The following is a 13,754-nucleotide window of genomic DNA, read 5'->3' on the forward strand; positions in this document are numbered from 1 at the left end:
AAAAAACACAAAATAGGAAATTCTATGAATAAAAAACGTATTGCAGCAACCTTATTGACTGTTTTGTTTTCAGGCAGCGTATGGGCGGAAACTGTTGTAACCGTTAATGGCAGCAAAATTGACAGCAGCGAACTTGACCGCCGTGTCAAATTAACCGTTGCTGCCAGTCAAGGCAAAGTACACGATAGTCCTGATTTACGCCGTTTCATTGCTCAAGAAACGGTATTGGAAACCGTAGTGGTTCAGGAAGCGAAACGTTTGCGTTTAGACAAATCCGATGCCTACAAAGCTGCTGAAACCGCTGCACGCAAACAAGCAACCGAACAAGGCTTGGATAAACAAGCCGATTTTAAACAACGCTGGGCAGATTTCCAAAATCAATTATTGATGCAAGCGTATGCGGCAGATGTGATTCAGAAAAACCCTGTGAGTGATGCGGATATTCAAACACGTTACGAACAATTACATCGTCGCTACAATGGTACAGATGAAGTACAAGTAGGCGAAATTGTTACTGATAAGGCAGAGCAAGCTACCGCTGCTGCACGCGAATTGGGTGCGAAAAAAAGTTTTGCCGATGTGGCGAAACGATACAGCATTGACCCAATCGTGAAAGAAGGGCAATTACTGATTACCGAATTTGTGCCATTGGTAGATATGAAAGAAGCACGTCCGAAAATTTACGATGCGGTAAGCAGCCTGAAAAAAGGACAAGCGTCTAAACCCGTAGCAGGTGACAATATTCATGTGGTATTTTATATGCAAGACCGCCGAAAAATTACGGTGGATTCATTGGACAAAATGCGCGACAGTATGCGCGAAAGCATGACCGATGAACGCGTGCAAGAAGCGATGGGGACTTTGTTGCAAAAAGCCAAAATTGAACCTGCAAAATAAAGTTTGTCCATAAAAGGCAGCCTGAAAACTTGAAACCTGTATTCATTAGTTTTAAGAATACAGGTTTTTTTGAAAGTAATAATGATGTTTACTAATCCTATTCCACCGCGCTGGCTCAAAGGCGGCAATATGGAAACCTTATACGCCAAAGCCTTGCAGCGCGAAGCCCCCGAATATCGCCGCGAATTGATACGCGACAGTTATGGCGAAGATTATGCCGCTTACGATTTTGTGGACAGCCACGATGCCAACGCGCCCTGTGTGGTGTTATTGCACGGCTTGGAAGGCAGCAGTCGCAGCCATTATGCGATTGAATTGATGCATGCCGCACACGCAAAAGGTTGGCACGGCGTAGTCGCCCATTTTCGCAGTTGTGGCGGCGTGCCATCTAAACGCATGTATCACAGCGGCGATACGCGAGAAGTGGCGCATATGCTCGGCGTATTGGCAGCGCGTTATGCACGGCTTTATGTGGCTGGTGTGTCGCTGGGTGGCAATGTGTTGGCAAAATATTTGGGCGAACAAAAATCCGCCGCTTTGCCACGCGCCGCCGCTGCGGTTTCCGCACCATTGGATTTGAATGCTTGTGGCGATGCTTTGGAGCAGGGCATACCCCGTTTGCTGTACACCCAATATTTCTTGCGTTCCTTGTTGCCCAAAGTGCCGCCAGCAGCGCATAAAATCAGCAGTTTGGGCGATTTTGACAACACCTTTACCGCGCCACTACACGGTTTTGCCGACAAACGCGATTACTATACTCGCTCATCTGCCAAACCCTTTTTGCGCGATATTGCCATACCCACTTTGTTGCTCAACGCCAAAAATGACCCATTTGTACCCGCCGCATCCTTGCCACGCGAATATGATATTTCAGATTGCGTTACTTTGATGCAGCCTGAACATGGTGGACACGTTGCATTTGTAACAGGTGAAGGACGTGGGCATTTACGTTGGTTGCCTGAAACTTTATTGGCTTATTTTTCCCAATTTGAAACAGTATAAATAAGGCAGCCTGAAAATGGCTTATATTTATAGTGAATTCAATTTAAACCAGTACAGCGTTGCCAGCTCCCTTATGTACTAGGTGTACACGGCGGTCGCTGTCGCCTTGTCCTGATTTAAATTGAATCCACTATATTTTCAGGCTGCCTAAATTATATTGATAGGCAGCCTGAAAAACATATTTCACCAAATTTGTCCAAAAGAAAACATGAACAAAATCAAACCTTTAACCATCAGCATACTGATGTTTATCGCAGCTCCCACTTTTGCAGCCACCTGTACACCAGCCGAATTGGAAAATATCCTTGCGCCAGCCACCGTACAACAACACAGTGTAGAAGTCGCGTGTTCCGCAAAATTGCCCAAAAATCGCACCATCAGCAAACGCCTGTATTTCACAGGTAATGCCGCCAGCCAACAAACTTTTGATTGTAACGGCAACGCCATCGTACCCACGCACATCAATGGCGGCGACAGCATCGTTATTCGCTCCAAACAGCAACAAAATCAATGGTCGCGCCCTGAAAATCTCACCATACGCGCTTGTAAAATCAGCGGTTCAGTACGCATTATGGGTATGGGTGCGAATGGAGAAGCGACTGCCGTGCGTGATTCTTCGCAACAAATCGGACACACAGAACGTGCCCAAGCCGCCGCACCTAGCCACATTCGTCTGGAAAATATGACCATTATGGGCATCGGGCGCATACCATTGTATTTAGCCCCCGGTGTGAACCATGTCAGCGTTACCAACAGCCGCATCACAGGCAGAAGCAATAGCGTAGCGATTTATTTGGATGCAGAAAGTGGCTACAACACCTTTATGCGCAACACCATTGACACCAAAACCACAAGCCGCGAATTGATAGCGATTGATGGTTCAGCACATAACACATTTAGCAACAACCGTTTTTCTTCGCTCAATCGTGGTGGGATTTATTTATATCGCAACTGCGGCGAAGGCGGCGCGATTCGCCATCAAACACCATCGTATAACACATTGAGTCAAAACACGTTTTACTACAATAAATACAATGGTGCATTGCCCGCAATCTGGTTGGGTGCGCGTAACGGCAACCGCAGTTATTGCGCGGCAGATGCAGGATTTGCATTTGGCAGTAGTGTAGATAATCGCGATTTTGCCGATAATAATGTGGTGGAGAACAACCGAATTTATCGCTTACCTGCCCATAAAATGATTCGTAATCATGGGGCAAATAACCGCATTACCAACAATCCAACTGTTCGATAAATTTGGATTAACAAAATAGAATTTTGAATAGACTGAAACCTTTACAAAATCCATTCAGGCTGCCTTTGTTTTACAAACAATGAAGTTCCATATTGTTTAGATGTTTACTCAAACATATACAAAATGATACTGTTCATACTTTTCAGGCAGCCTGAAAGCGAGTAAAATTACATAGATTTTTATTTCAAACGCGAATATGAGATAAACGCGTTTTTCGACAAATTTTTATTAGGAGTATTATCATAGCACAGCAAGAACGCGAAGCACGAATTAATGGCGAAATTACTGCCAAAGAAGTGCGTTTAATTAGTGGAGACGGTGAACAACTTGGCGTTGTACCGTTAAAGGAAGCTATGTCTATGGCAGAAGAACAGGATGTTGATTTGGTGGAAATTTCTCCTACTGCCAAGCCGCCTGTTTGTAAGTTAATGGATTTTGGTAAATACAAATACGAACAATCCAAAAAACGAGACGAAGCCAAGAAAAAACAAAAACAAGTCCAAATCAAGGAAATTAAATTCCGCCCTGGAACGGATGATGGCGACTACAACATCAAAATGCGTAAAATCCGCGAATTTTTGGAAGATGGCGACAAAGTGAAAATTACTTTACGCTTTCGTGGTCGTGAAATGGCGCATCAACAGCTGGGTGCGCAATTATTAGAGCGCATCAAAACCGAATTGGCAGAAGACGGTCAAGTGGAGCAATTTCCAAAAATGGAAGGTCGTCAAATGGTAATGATGGTTGCGCCAAAGAAAAAATAATAGTACAATCTTGCGCTTTGTTTCATGTGCCGTATGAAACAAAGCATTTTTCAGGCTGCTGCCTGAAAATAAAAAAGCGGCAAAAAAGCGTGGTTTCGGGTTTTAAGTATTTGTTTAGACAAATCTCCCGCAGCCTTATCTAATAAATCATTGGAGTTTTTCCCATGCCTAAAATGAAAACCAAGTCTAGCGCGAAAAAACGCTTTAAAGTCTTGGGCAACGGTGGTGTAAAACGCGCTCATGCGTTCAAACGCCACATCTTGACCAAAAAAACCACAAAAAACAAACGCCAATTGCGCGGCACTTCTATGGTGAACGAACGCGATTTGGCTTCTGTTGCTAAAATGTTGCCCTACGCTTAAAGGAGTTAAATTATGCCACGCGTAAAACGCGGTGTTACCGCTCGTGCTCGTCACAAAAAAGTGATTGCGTTAGCCAAAGGCTATCGCGGTCGTCGTAAAAATGTCTATCGCATCGCTAAACAAGCGGTGATGAAAGCTGGTCAATATGCGTACCGCGACCGTCGCCAACGCAAACGCCAGTTCCGTCAATTATGGATTACTCGTATCAATGCGGGTGCACGTCAAAATGGCTTGTCTTACAGCAAATTCATGAATGGTTTGAAACGTGCTGCGATTACGTTAGACCGTAAAGTATTGGCTGATTTGGCTGTATTTGACAAAGCAGCATTTGCACAATTGGTTGAAAAAGCAAAAGCAGCTTTGGCTTAATTGTGATATGAAAAACAAGGAAATTTGCATAATGCGAGTTTCCTTGTTTTGTTTTGTCCATTATTTTTCAGGCTGCATTTTTATGAAATTAACCACACCTCCCCTTGCACCCAAAGTGATTGATGCTTTGGCAAATTTACAAATTCACTGTGTACGGGATTTGCAAAAAATAAATCCATGTCGTGCATTTTTATTATTAAAAAAGAGTGGATTAAGCGTTACACAATCAGTTTTTTGGCAACTGGTAGCATTATGCAGCCTGAAAACGGTGCAGGATTTGACGGCGAAGCAACGTGCATATTGGTTGCAACAGTTGCGCAATACACCACCTGTTGCTATTTTTCCAACGAAAAATCAAATGGAAACATATATGCATGCAGCTTTGTTTCAGGCTGCATTGGCGGCAAAAATAGGAGAAGTACCTGTTGGGGCGGTGGTGGTACATCGTGGCGAAATCATTGCAGCGGCGCATAATCGTTGTATCGCAGATTGCAATATCAGTCATCATGCAGAAATTCAGGCATTGGCTCAAGCAGGGCAAGTGTTGGGAAATTATCGTTTGAACGAATGCGATGTGTATGTTTCGCTGGAGCCCTGTGTGATGTGTGCAAGTGCGATAGTGCAAGCGCGCGTGGCTCGGGTCATTTTTGCGGCGCGTGAACCGAAAATGGGTGCGGCAGGCAGCGTGATAGATGTGTTTGCCAATAAGCAAATGAACGTACATACGGCAGTTTTGGGTGGTATATTGGCAGATGAAGCGCAGACAATTTTGCTGAATTTTTTCAGGCTGCGTCGTGAAAATAATAAATTGCAAAACTGTCAAGAGTAATTCGTTAAATTTAACTTGATTTAGCTTATTTTCCCTAGTTATCCTGTCAGAAAAGTGTATAATAGTCGCTCTTGTCGCAAAGTGATTGTTGGCAAAAAAATACAATAAGAAGGGAAAACATCAAAGATGAGTAACGCTTTTGCATTACCTGTACCCAGCGCACACGGTAGCTTGGAACAATATATTCACACGGTGAACAATATTCCCATGTTGAGTTTGGAAGAAGAAGTTTCTTTGGCAAATCGCCAGTTGCGTGGCGATTTGGAGGCAGCAAAACAGTTGATTTTGTCACATTTACGTGTGGTGGTTTCCATTGCGCGTGGTTATGATGGTTATGGCTTGAATCAGGCAGATTTGATTCAAGAAGGTAATATTGGTTTGATGAAAGCAGTAAAACGTTTTGAACCAACTCATGGCGCACGTTTATTTTCATTTGCAGTACATTGGATTAAGGCGGAAATTCATGAATTTATTTTGCGTAACTGGCGTTTAGTGCGTATTGCTACCACCAAACCACAACGTAAATTGTTTTTCAATTTACGCAGTATGCGAAAAAGTTTGAGTGCGCTCACGCCAAAAGAAGCACAAGATATTGCTGATGATTTAGGTGTCAAATTATCAGAAGTAATGGAAATGGAACAACGCATGACAGGGCATGATGTGGCTTTGTTGGCAGAAAATTCCGATGATGATGAAAACAGTTTAGCCCCGATTGATTGGTTAAGTGATACGCATCATGAACCCAGTCAGCAAATGGCACAAAAAGCAAATTATGCTTTGCAAACAGAGGGTTTGCAAAATGCTTTATCTCAATTAGATGAGCGCAGCCGTCGCATTGTTGAGACGCGTTGGTTGCAAGATGATGGTGGTTTAACTTTGCATGATTTGGCGGCAGAATACGGTGTTTCGGCCGAACGCATTCGCCAGATTGAAGCAAAAGCGATGCAAAAATTGCGTGGTTTTTTAGCGCATAAAGAAGATGATTGGGTGGACGCATAAAGTTCACATTTGTTAGAAGGCAGCCTGAAAATTGAGTTCATCATAATGTTTGATTAATATAAACATGTTGATACTCTTTTTCAGGCTGCTTTTATTTTTTAATTAATCATGCAGCCTGAAACCTTTGCAAAATCCCCATCTTTGGCACATTTCTGCGCGATGCGTTTCTCAAACGCTTGCCTATCTATATGATATGTCTGCGCGTTTTGCGATACTATCGCTTTGAACTGCGCTCAAATCTGGGGTTTTGCAAAGGTTTCAGCCTGAAAAAATTGGAAAGAATATGTTGAAATTTACCTTACATAAAAAAGATGGCTACGCACGGCGTGGGACATTGGAGTTGAATCATGGCAAGATTGAAACGCCTGTGTTTATGCCTGTTGGTACATATGGCTCGGTCAAAGCGATGACACCTAATGATTTGCATACCATCAAAGCACAAATTATTCTGGGTAATACTTATCACTTGTGGTTGCGCCCTGGATTGGACGTGATTGAACAATTCGGCGGTTTGCACCAGTTTATTGGTTGGGATAAGCCAATTTTGACTGATTCAGGTGGTTTCCAAGTGTTTTCACTATCGGATATGCGTAAATTAACCGAAGATGGTTGCACATTCAAAAGCCCGATTAATGGCGACAAATTGTTTTTATCACCCGAAATTTCCATGAAAATTCAAACGGTTTTGAATTCAGATATTGTAATGCAATTAGATGAATGTACTCCTGGCGAAGCCTCATATGAACAAGCAAGAAAATCCTTGCAAATGTCCTTGCGCTGGGCGGAACGCAGTAAAAAAGCATTTGAAGATTTGCGTAATCCCAATGCATTATTTGGTATTGTACAGGGTGCAATGTATGAAGATTTGCGCGAAGAATCCTTGCGTGGCTTGGAAGAATTGGATTTCCCAGGCTTGGCAATTGGTGGCTTGTCGGTAGGTGAGCCAAAACCTGAAATGTACCGCATGTTGCGTGCAGTTGGGCCAATTTTGCCTGAACATAAGCCACATTATTTGATGGGAGTCGGCACGCCTGAAGATTTGGTGTATGGCGTAGCGCATGGTGTGGATATGTTTGATTGCGTGATGCCAACTCGCAATGCACGCAACGGTTGGCTGTTTACCCGTTTTGGCGACATCAAAATCAAAAATGCAAAACACCGCCACGATACTCGCCCTTTGGATGAATCTTGTACTTGCTATACCTGCCAAAATTTCAGTCGTGCCTATTTATATCATTTGCATAAAGTGGGCGAAATTTTGGGCGCACAACTGAACACCATTCACAATTTGCATTTTTATCAAGTGATAATGGCAGAAATGCGTGAAGCGATTGAGCAAGGGAAATTTGCTGATTGGCAAGCACAATTCCATGAAAATCGTGCGCGTGGTACAGATTGATAGAAAAATAATGCAGCCTGAAAACGTATAGTTGCAGAATTGAAAAAAAGTACTACGGCGTTGGCTCGCCTTGCCGTACTACTTGTACAGTCTGTGGCTCTTCGCCTTGTATGATATTTTCACTTCTGCAACTATACGTTTTCAGGCTGCATTTTTATTTTGTAAAACAGAATAGGAGCTACTGACACAGTTACTTTAGGTCATTAGCCCCTAAAATTCAGGCAGCCTGAAAATATGATTTATTCTGCTTTATCGTTATTTTCAGTTTTTTCAACTTCCGCAGATGCTTCCACTTTTGGTTCTGTTATTACAACATTTTCTGCTTGCTTTTCAGTTGCAGCAGATTGCACATTACCTTGGCTATCCAGCGGTTTAGCAGGTTCGCCAATGCCCAATTCTGTACCACTTTGTATGCGTTTGATATTGTCGCGATGACGATAAATAACCAATGCAGCCACCACTACCAAAGACCATCCCCAAGTGGGTTGATGAATGATGATAAACGCTGCAAATGGCGCACATGCTGCGGCAATTAAAGCAGCCAGCGAAGATTTGTGGAATTTGAATGCAATAACAGCCCAAATTAGTACAACCCAAAAAGTTGTCCAAAATGACATGCCCAATAACACACCTAATGCAGTTGCTACGCCTTTACCGCCACGAAAACCGAAAAATATAGGGTACATATGTCCCAATACCACTGCAATCGCTGCCAAGCCTACCCCACCTGCTGGCATACCTGCGCCATTCATTAAACAGCGTGCCAACAAAACCACAACGAAGCCTTTGAGCGCATCGCCAAACAAAGTCCATGCTGCGGCTTTTGTGTTACCACTACGCAACATATTGCTTGCACCAGGGTTGCCCGAGCCGTATGTACGAGGGTCAGGCATACCCAATTTTTTAGAGACAATCAGCGCAGCAGACAGCGAACCGATTAAATACGCCACCAATGCCACCATAATTTCCAAGAAGAACATACAACCACTCCCGTCTTTTCGTTTACAATATGCGATATTGGAATGCGATGAACATTCCAACCACGATAAAACACTATTCTAACGGAACTTATTCAAATGGACAAAATTTTCCTACATGGCATGAAAGCTGATACCCTCATTGGCGTTTATGATTGGGAGCGACAACACCTGCAAACCCTTATTTTGGATTTGGATATTGGACTATCTGCACGCGCACACGATGATGATATTGCCAGCACCATACATTATGGCAACGTATGTGAACGCATCCGTCAAGAATTAAAACAACGTGATTTTAAATTATTAGAAACTCTTGCCGAATACATTGCACAATTAATACTCAACGATTTTCAGGCTGCCTCTGTGCGTGTACGCATTGTCAAAGCAGGTATTTTGCCAGATGTAAAAGAAGTCGGCGTGGAAATTGAGCGTTGTATTCAGGCAGCCTGAAAATGTATCAAAAACTGTCTTTTCTATTACAACTTTCGCTGCGTCAATATCGTTATTTGCGTGTTAAATTCTTGCGTCTTTTGGATATCAAAGGACGCACGGCGTGGGTTTATGCGCCCGAATGTCAGGCGCATTTTGTAGATGGCGAACATCCCGAAAATCCGCAGCGTACCCAAGTGATTGAAAATACATTAAGAAAAACAGGTTTGTGGCACTTATTGCAAAAAATAGAAGCCGATGAAGTCAGCGATATTCAACTTTCTCGCGTCCACACACGTCGATATTTGAGTAGCTTGGAAAACAAATTACCGCTCGCCGATAGCATTGTTAAAATCAGCGAAGATACTTATTTGAGTAAAGATACACTCAAAGCCGCTCGTTATGCCGCAGGTGCAGCCGTCCGCGCGGTGGATTTGGTCATGAAAAAACAAGCTAAAAATGCCTTTTGCGCCATTCGTCCGCCAGGTCATCACGCATTTGCCGACAAAGCAGGTGGATTTTGTTTCATCAACAATGTTGCAGTTGCCGCCATGCATGCCATTGCCGAATACCGCTTGGAACGCGTAGCGATTGTGGATTTTGACTTGCATCACGGCGATGGCACAGAAGATATTTTCCGTGATGACCCACGAGTGATGTTCTTATCATCATTCGAATCACCTCTGTATCCATTTTGTGGTTTGAAATTTGATGGTAGCAATCCAAATGTGATTAATTCACCACTCAAAGCAGGCGATGGCAGCCGCGAATTTCGTGATTTGGTACGCGAACAATGGCTTACCCGTTTAGCCACGTTCAAGCCACAAATCATTTTCTTTTCGGCTGGATTTGATGCACATCGTGATGATGATTTGGGACATTTGAATTTAACCGAAGCAGATTTTGAGTGGCTGACCAAAAAAGTGATGCTGATTGCCAACCGCCATGCAAATGGGCGCATCGTATCTGTTTTGGAGGGGGGGTATAATTTGAGCAGTTTAGCCAGCAGCGCACGCGCACATATTATGTGTTTGATTAAAGCCAGTCCGTTTATTTAAGAATGAATATACAACTAAAAATATTAAGGCAGCCTGAAAATATGTTTTTCAGGCTGCCTTATGATATGATTATGCCCATTTATATGTATTTTTACACGGTTTATCCCATGAAAAAAATTTTGTTGGGTGGCGCAACTGCTGCAGTTGTTGCCGTAGCTATGCTTGGCTCTCCGTATTATTTGGGCAGCAAAGCACGCCAAAGTTTGCAACAACAACACGACATTCTCGCCGATACATTTTTCATTGAAATAGACAAAACCAAGTCCAATTATCAACAAGGCTGGTTTACGTCCACTGAAACCATCGTGTTTCGGTTTAGCCCCAATGTTTTGGCAAATTTGAGCAAACAAATTCCCAATAATGTGCGCGTTGTGCTGGAAAAACCCATCACATTGGTGAATCATGTGAAACATCATCCATTCGCGGCGGGCATCACGCCTGTACGCGCCGTTGTGGATACCGAATTTCAATATGACCCAGAAGTCAAAAAAACACTCGCCCGTTTTTTTGGCGAACAGACACCGCTAACAGTTCGGAATATCATTAAATTAAATGGTGATGGCGATATGAGTGTGAAAGTCGCGCCGTTTGATTATGAAGAATTATCAGGCATCAAACTTAACTGGAACGGTTTAGACGGAACGGTTTCGTATCAAGATGGTTATGCACAATACACCACGCATTTTGTGATGCCCGCATTTAAAGCACAGCTTGCTGATAAAGGCAGCCTGAATTTTGAACAACTGGATTTGAGTAGCATCACAGAATCCAGTCAAGACGGTAAAACCGCGCTTGGTTCTTCCAATACCACATTGGGTAAATTTGAAGCGACATGGCAAGAGGGCATAGATTACCATATTCAGTTGAATGAATTGATTAATATGGTTACCGATTTGCAAATTGGCGCATTCATCAATCCTACGGGGACAGTGCCACCCAGCAGCATTCGCGTGGAAAATTTAAGTTACACCACCCAAAGTTACGCCACCCAAACTCAAGAGCCAGAAGCAGGTTTTATCAATACGCAAGGCAAATTTGCGTTTGCTAAATTGCATTATGGTGACAAACAATATGGACCTTTGAATATTGATGTGGTGGCTGAACATTTGCATACCGACAGCCTGAATGCACTCAAAACCAAATGGCAAGCATTGGCAAATGAACCTGTGGTTGCCAGCGATGCCAGCAGTCCTGCGGTAGCGGAAGAACAAAATCAAAAATGGTTGGCGGCTGTTCGCAATGAAGGCGCGGGCGTATTTACCAATAATCCTGTTTTCAAAGTGCAAGCTTTTGATTTTACAACGCCACAAGGTCATATCAAAGCCAAAGGTAGCCTGAAATTCACGGATTTAACCCAAGCGGATTTAAATGATAGCAAATTGCTGATTGCTAAAATGAATGCAGATTTGGAATTAGATGTGTCGCAAAGTTTGATAGAAGATTTTTCTATCACGCAAACCAGCCATTTCTTCACGACAGAAGACCCAAACAACGCGCAAGAACAGCAAGAAATCCGCGATACCATCAAATTATTGATTAACCAAAGCATTGATAGCATGGCGCAAGAGGGTTATTTAAGCAAAGACAACGGCGCGGTTAAAACCCATTTGTTGGTTGCCAATAACCAAATCACATTGAATAACAAACCTTTCCAAACGCAAACCAATGAAGATTTGTTTGCCAATTTGGAAGATGAAAATGCCGTGCCACCGCAGCCTGAAAGCGCGTCAGCACCCTAAAAAATATATTTTCAGACTGCCTATCTACACAAGAAAAAGGCAGCCTGAAAAAACAAAATACAGAAAGAATCATCATGACAGCTCCTTTACAAAACGACACATTTCTTCGTGCCTTGCTCAAACAACCCGTTGAATACACGCCTATTTGGATGATGCGCCAAGCAGGACGCTATCTGCCAGAATACAAGGCCACACGCGAATTTGCAGGCAATTTTTTGGAATTGTGTTACAGCATAGATTTAGCCACCGAAGTAACCTTGCAACCGATTGACCGCTACAATCTGGACGCAGCGATTTTGTTTTCCGATATTTTGACCGTACCCGATGCCATGGGTTTGGGTCTGCATTTTGTGGCAGGCGAAGGTCCAAAATTTGAACGTCCTTTGCAACATGAAGCCGACATTGATTTGCTGACCGTTCCTGATATGGAAAAATTGCGTTATGTATTTGATGCCGTTGCTTCTATTCGCAAAGCGATTGACGGTCGCGTGCCACTGATTGGTTTTTCAGGCAGCCCATTTACTTTGGCGTGTTACATGATTGAAGGTGGCGGCAGTAAAGATTGGCGTACTGTGAAAACCATGTTGTATTCGCGCCCTGATTTGTTGCACAAAATATTGCATATTAACGCGCAAACAGTAACGGAATATTTGAATACCCAAATCGCTTGCGGCGCACAAGCTGTACAAATTTTTGATACATGGGGTGGTGTATTGAGCCATACCGCATTCCAAGAATTTAGTTTGTCCTACATAAAACAAATTATCAGCGGCTTGAAACGCGAACACGAAGATCGCCGTGTCCCCGTGATTGTATTTACCAAAGGCGGCGGACAATGGCTGGAATTATTAGCAGACACAGGCGCAGATGCATTGGGTTTGGATTGGACAACCGACATTACCCAAGCACGCGCAAGAGTAGGGGATAAAGTTGCATTACAAGGTAATATGGACCCATTCGCCTTATTTGGTACACACAAATCCATTTGTGCCGAAGTTGCACGAATTTTGAAAGGATATGGACAGGGTTCAGGTCATGTGTTTAATTTGGGACACGGTATTAATCAATTTACCGACCCTGAAAATGTAGAAATTTTCGTAGAAGCTGTACACGATTTATCGCGTCCTTATCATCAATAATCAACATAGGAAAAGGCAGCCTGAAACATTTTCAGGCTGCCACAATATATTTATGAGCCATTTAGATTACGCTGCTTTATTTTTAATGTTCGGTATCATATTGATTTCGTTAGCAACTGTATGGCAAATGTATGTGATGCTAACCGAAACTTATTCACTCAACCGTTTTCAAAATAGCCCGAAAATGTTGTGGGTTGCGATGTCGCTATTTTTCAGTTTCAGTTTATCTGTTTACTGGGTTTGTCCCAATGCACGCAAAAAAGGCTGGTTATTTTTGTTGTTAGGTGGTGGCGGAGTGATATGTTATGGATTGGGTATGTGGTATAAAAAATTAGCAGGATTTTGATTATTTTCAGGCTGCCTTATTTATGCAAAATAAATCATATAAAATATAGTCGCTTCAAATTAACACAGACAAGGTGATAGCGACTGCCGTGTACAATAGTACGTAAGGGAGCTGGCAACGCTGTACTGGTTTCAATTGAATTCACTATAGTTTTCAGGCTGAAACCTTTGCAAATCCCCAAAAAAATCCT

The 13,754-nt window shown here is 42.9% G+C and carries 15 protein-coding genes; 14 read left to right on the forward strand and 1 reads right to left on the reverse strand.

Annotated elements, in window-relative coordinates; all coding sequences use genetic code 11:
- The first annotated feature begins 24 nt into the window (after positions 1–24).
- The 9 genes from MIS45_RS03205 (at position 25) to tgt (ending at position 7,873) form a co-directional block, all read left to right on the forward strand.
- On the forward strand, positions 25–897 hold the full coding sequence (locus MIS45_RS03205; RefSeq protein ID WP_249450972.1) for a peptidyl-prolyl cis-trans isomerase: 873 nt from the start codon (positions 25–27) through the stop codon (positions 895–897).
- Positions 898–978: 81 nt separating this feature from the next.
- Positions 979–1,899, forward strand: coding sequence for a YheT family hydrolase (locus tag MIS45_RS03210; RefSeq protein ID WP_249450973.1), 921 nt, complete (start codon positions 979–981; stop codon positions 1,897–1,899).
- Positions 1,900–2,107: 208 nt separating this feature from the next.
- Positions 2,108–3,151, forward strand: coding sequence for a right-handed parallel beta-helix repeat-containing protein (locus MIS45_RS03215; protein ID WP_249450974.1), 1,044 nt, complete (start codon positions 2,108–2,110; stop codon positions 3,149–3,151).
- Positions 3,152–3,447: 296 nt separating this feature from the next.
- Positions 3,448–3,915 (forward strand): translation initiation factor IF-3, encoded by a 468-nt coding sequence (gene infC, locus MIS45_RS03220; protein ID WP_249447292.1) that lies wholly within the window; start codon positions 3,448–3,450, stop codon positions 3,913–3,915.
- Positions 3,916–4,079: 164 nt separating this feature from the next.
- Positions 4,080–4,277 (forward strand): 50S ribosomal protein L35, encoded by a 198-nt coding sequence (gene rpmI, locus MIS45_RS03225; RefSeq protein ID WP_003787833.1) that lies wholly within the window; start codon positions 4,080–4,082, stop codon positions 4,275–4,277.
- Between the two features lie 12 nt (positions 4,278–4,289).
- Positions 4,290–4,646 carry a 50S ribosomal protein L20 gene (gene rplT, locus MIS45_RS03230; RefSeq protein WP_249443193.1) on the forward strand — a complete coding sequence of 119 codons (357 nt, stop codon included), beginning with the start codon at positions 4,290–4,292 and terminating at the stop codon, positions 4,644–4,646.
- Between the two features lie 82 nt (positions 4,647–4,728).
- Positions 4,729–5,475, forward strand: a complete 747-nt coding sequence (gene tadA, locus MIS45_RS03235; protein WP_249450975.1) for a tRNA adenosine(34) deaminase TadA — start codon at positions 4,729–4,731, stop codon at positions 5,473–5,475.
- 126 nt (positions 5,476–5,601) lie between these two features.
- Positions 5,602–6,474, forward strand: coding sequence for an RNA polymerase sigma factor RpoH (rpoH, locus tag MIS45_RS03240; RefSeq protein ID WP_249443198.1), 873 nt, complete (start codon positions 5,602–5,604; stop codon positions 6,472–6,474).
- Between the two features lie 283 nt (positions 6,475–6,757).
- The gene (gene tgt / locus MIS45_RS03245) at positions 6,758–7,873 is read left to right on the forward strand and encodes a tRNA guanosine(34) transglycosylase Tgt (RefSeq protein WP_249450976.1); all 1,116 of its coding nucleotides are present in this window, start codon (positions 6,758–6,760) and stop codon (positions 7,871–7,873) included.
- A 239-nt stretch (positions 7,874–8,112) separates the two neighbouring features.
- On the opposite strand, the gene plsY is transcribed toward tgt, so the two are convergent.
- Complete coding sequence (gene plsY, locus MIS45_RS03250) at positions 8,113–8,853, reverse strand: glycerol-3-phosphate 1-O-acyltransferase PlsY (protein WP_249450977.1); 741 nt, start codon at positions 8,851–8,853, stop codon at positions 8,113–8,115.
- Positions 8,854–8,949: 96 nt separating this feature from the next.
- On the opposite strand from plsY, the gene folB reads away from it, so the two are divergent.
- From folB to MIS45_RS03275, 5 genes are all read left to right on the forward strand, one after another.
- Positions 8,950–9,303, forward strand: coding sequence for a dihydroneopterin aldolase (gene folB, locus MIS45_RS03255; protein ID WP_249443204.1), 354 nt, complete (start codon positions 8,950–8,952; stop codon positions 9,301–9,303).
- Positions 9,304–9,305: 2 nt separating this feature from the next.
- Positions 9,306–10,340 (forward strand): histone deacetylase family protein, encoded by a 1,035-nt coding sequence (locus MIS45_RS03260; protein ID WP_249450978.1) that lies wholly within the window; start codon positions 9,306–9,308, stop codon positions 10,338–10,340.
- A gap of 2 nt (positions 10,341–10,342) precedes the next feature.
- Positions 10,343–12,079, forward strand: a complete 1,737-nt coding sequence (locus MIS45_RS03265) for a YdgA family protein (protein WP_249450979.1) — start codon at positions 10,343–10,345, stop codon at positions 12,077–12,079.
- Positions 12,080–12,153: 74 nt separating this feature from the next.
- Positions 12,154–13,218: a uroporphyrinogen decarboxylase gene (gene hemE / locus MIS45_RS03270; protein ID WP_249450980.1), complete on the forward strand. Its 1,065-nt coding sequence runs from the start codon at positions 12,154–12,156 to the stop codon at positions 13,216–13,218.
- A 52-nt stretch (positions 13,219–13,270) separates the two neighbouring features.
- The gene (locus MIS45_RS03275; protein ID WP_249449165.1) at positions 13,271–13,564 is read left to right on the forward strand and encodes a hypothetical protein; all 294 of its coding nucleotides are present in this window, start codon (positions 13,271–13,273) and stop codon (positions 13,562–13,564) included.
- Positions 13,565–13,754: the final 190 nt, after the last annotated feature.

This window comes from Wielerella bovis (assembly GCF_022354465.1).
In the GTDB taxonomy this organism is placed as follows: Bacteria; Pseudomonadota; Gammaproteobacteria; order Burkholderiales; family Neisseriaceae; genus Wielerella; species Wielerella bovis.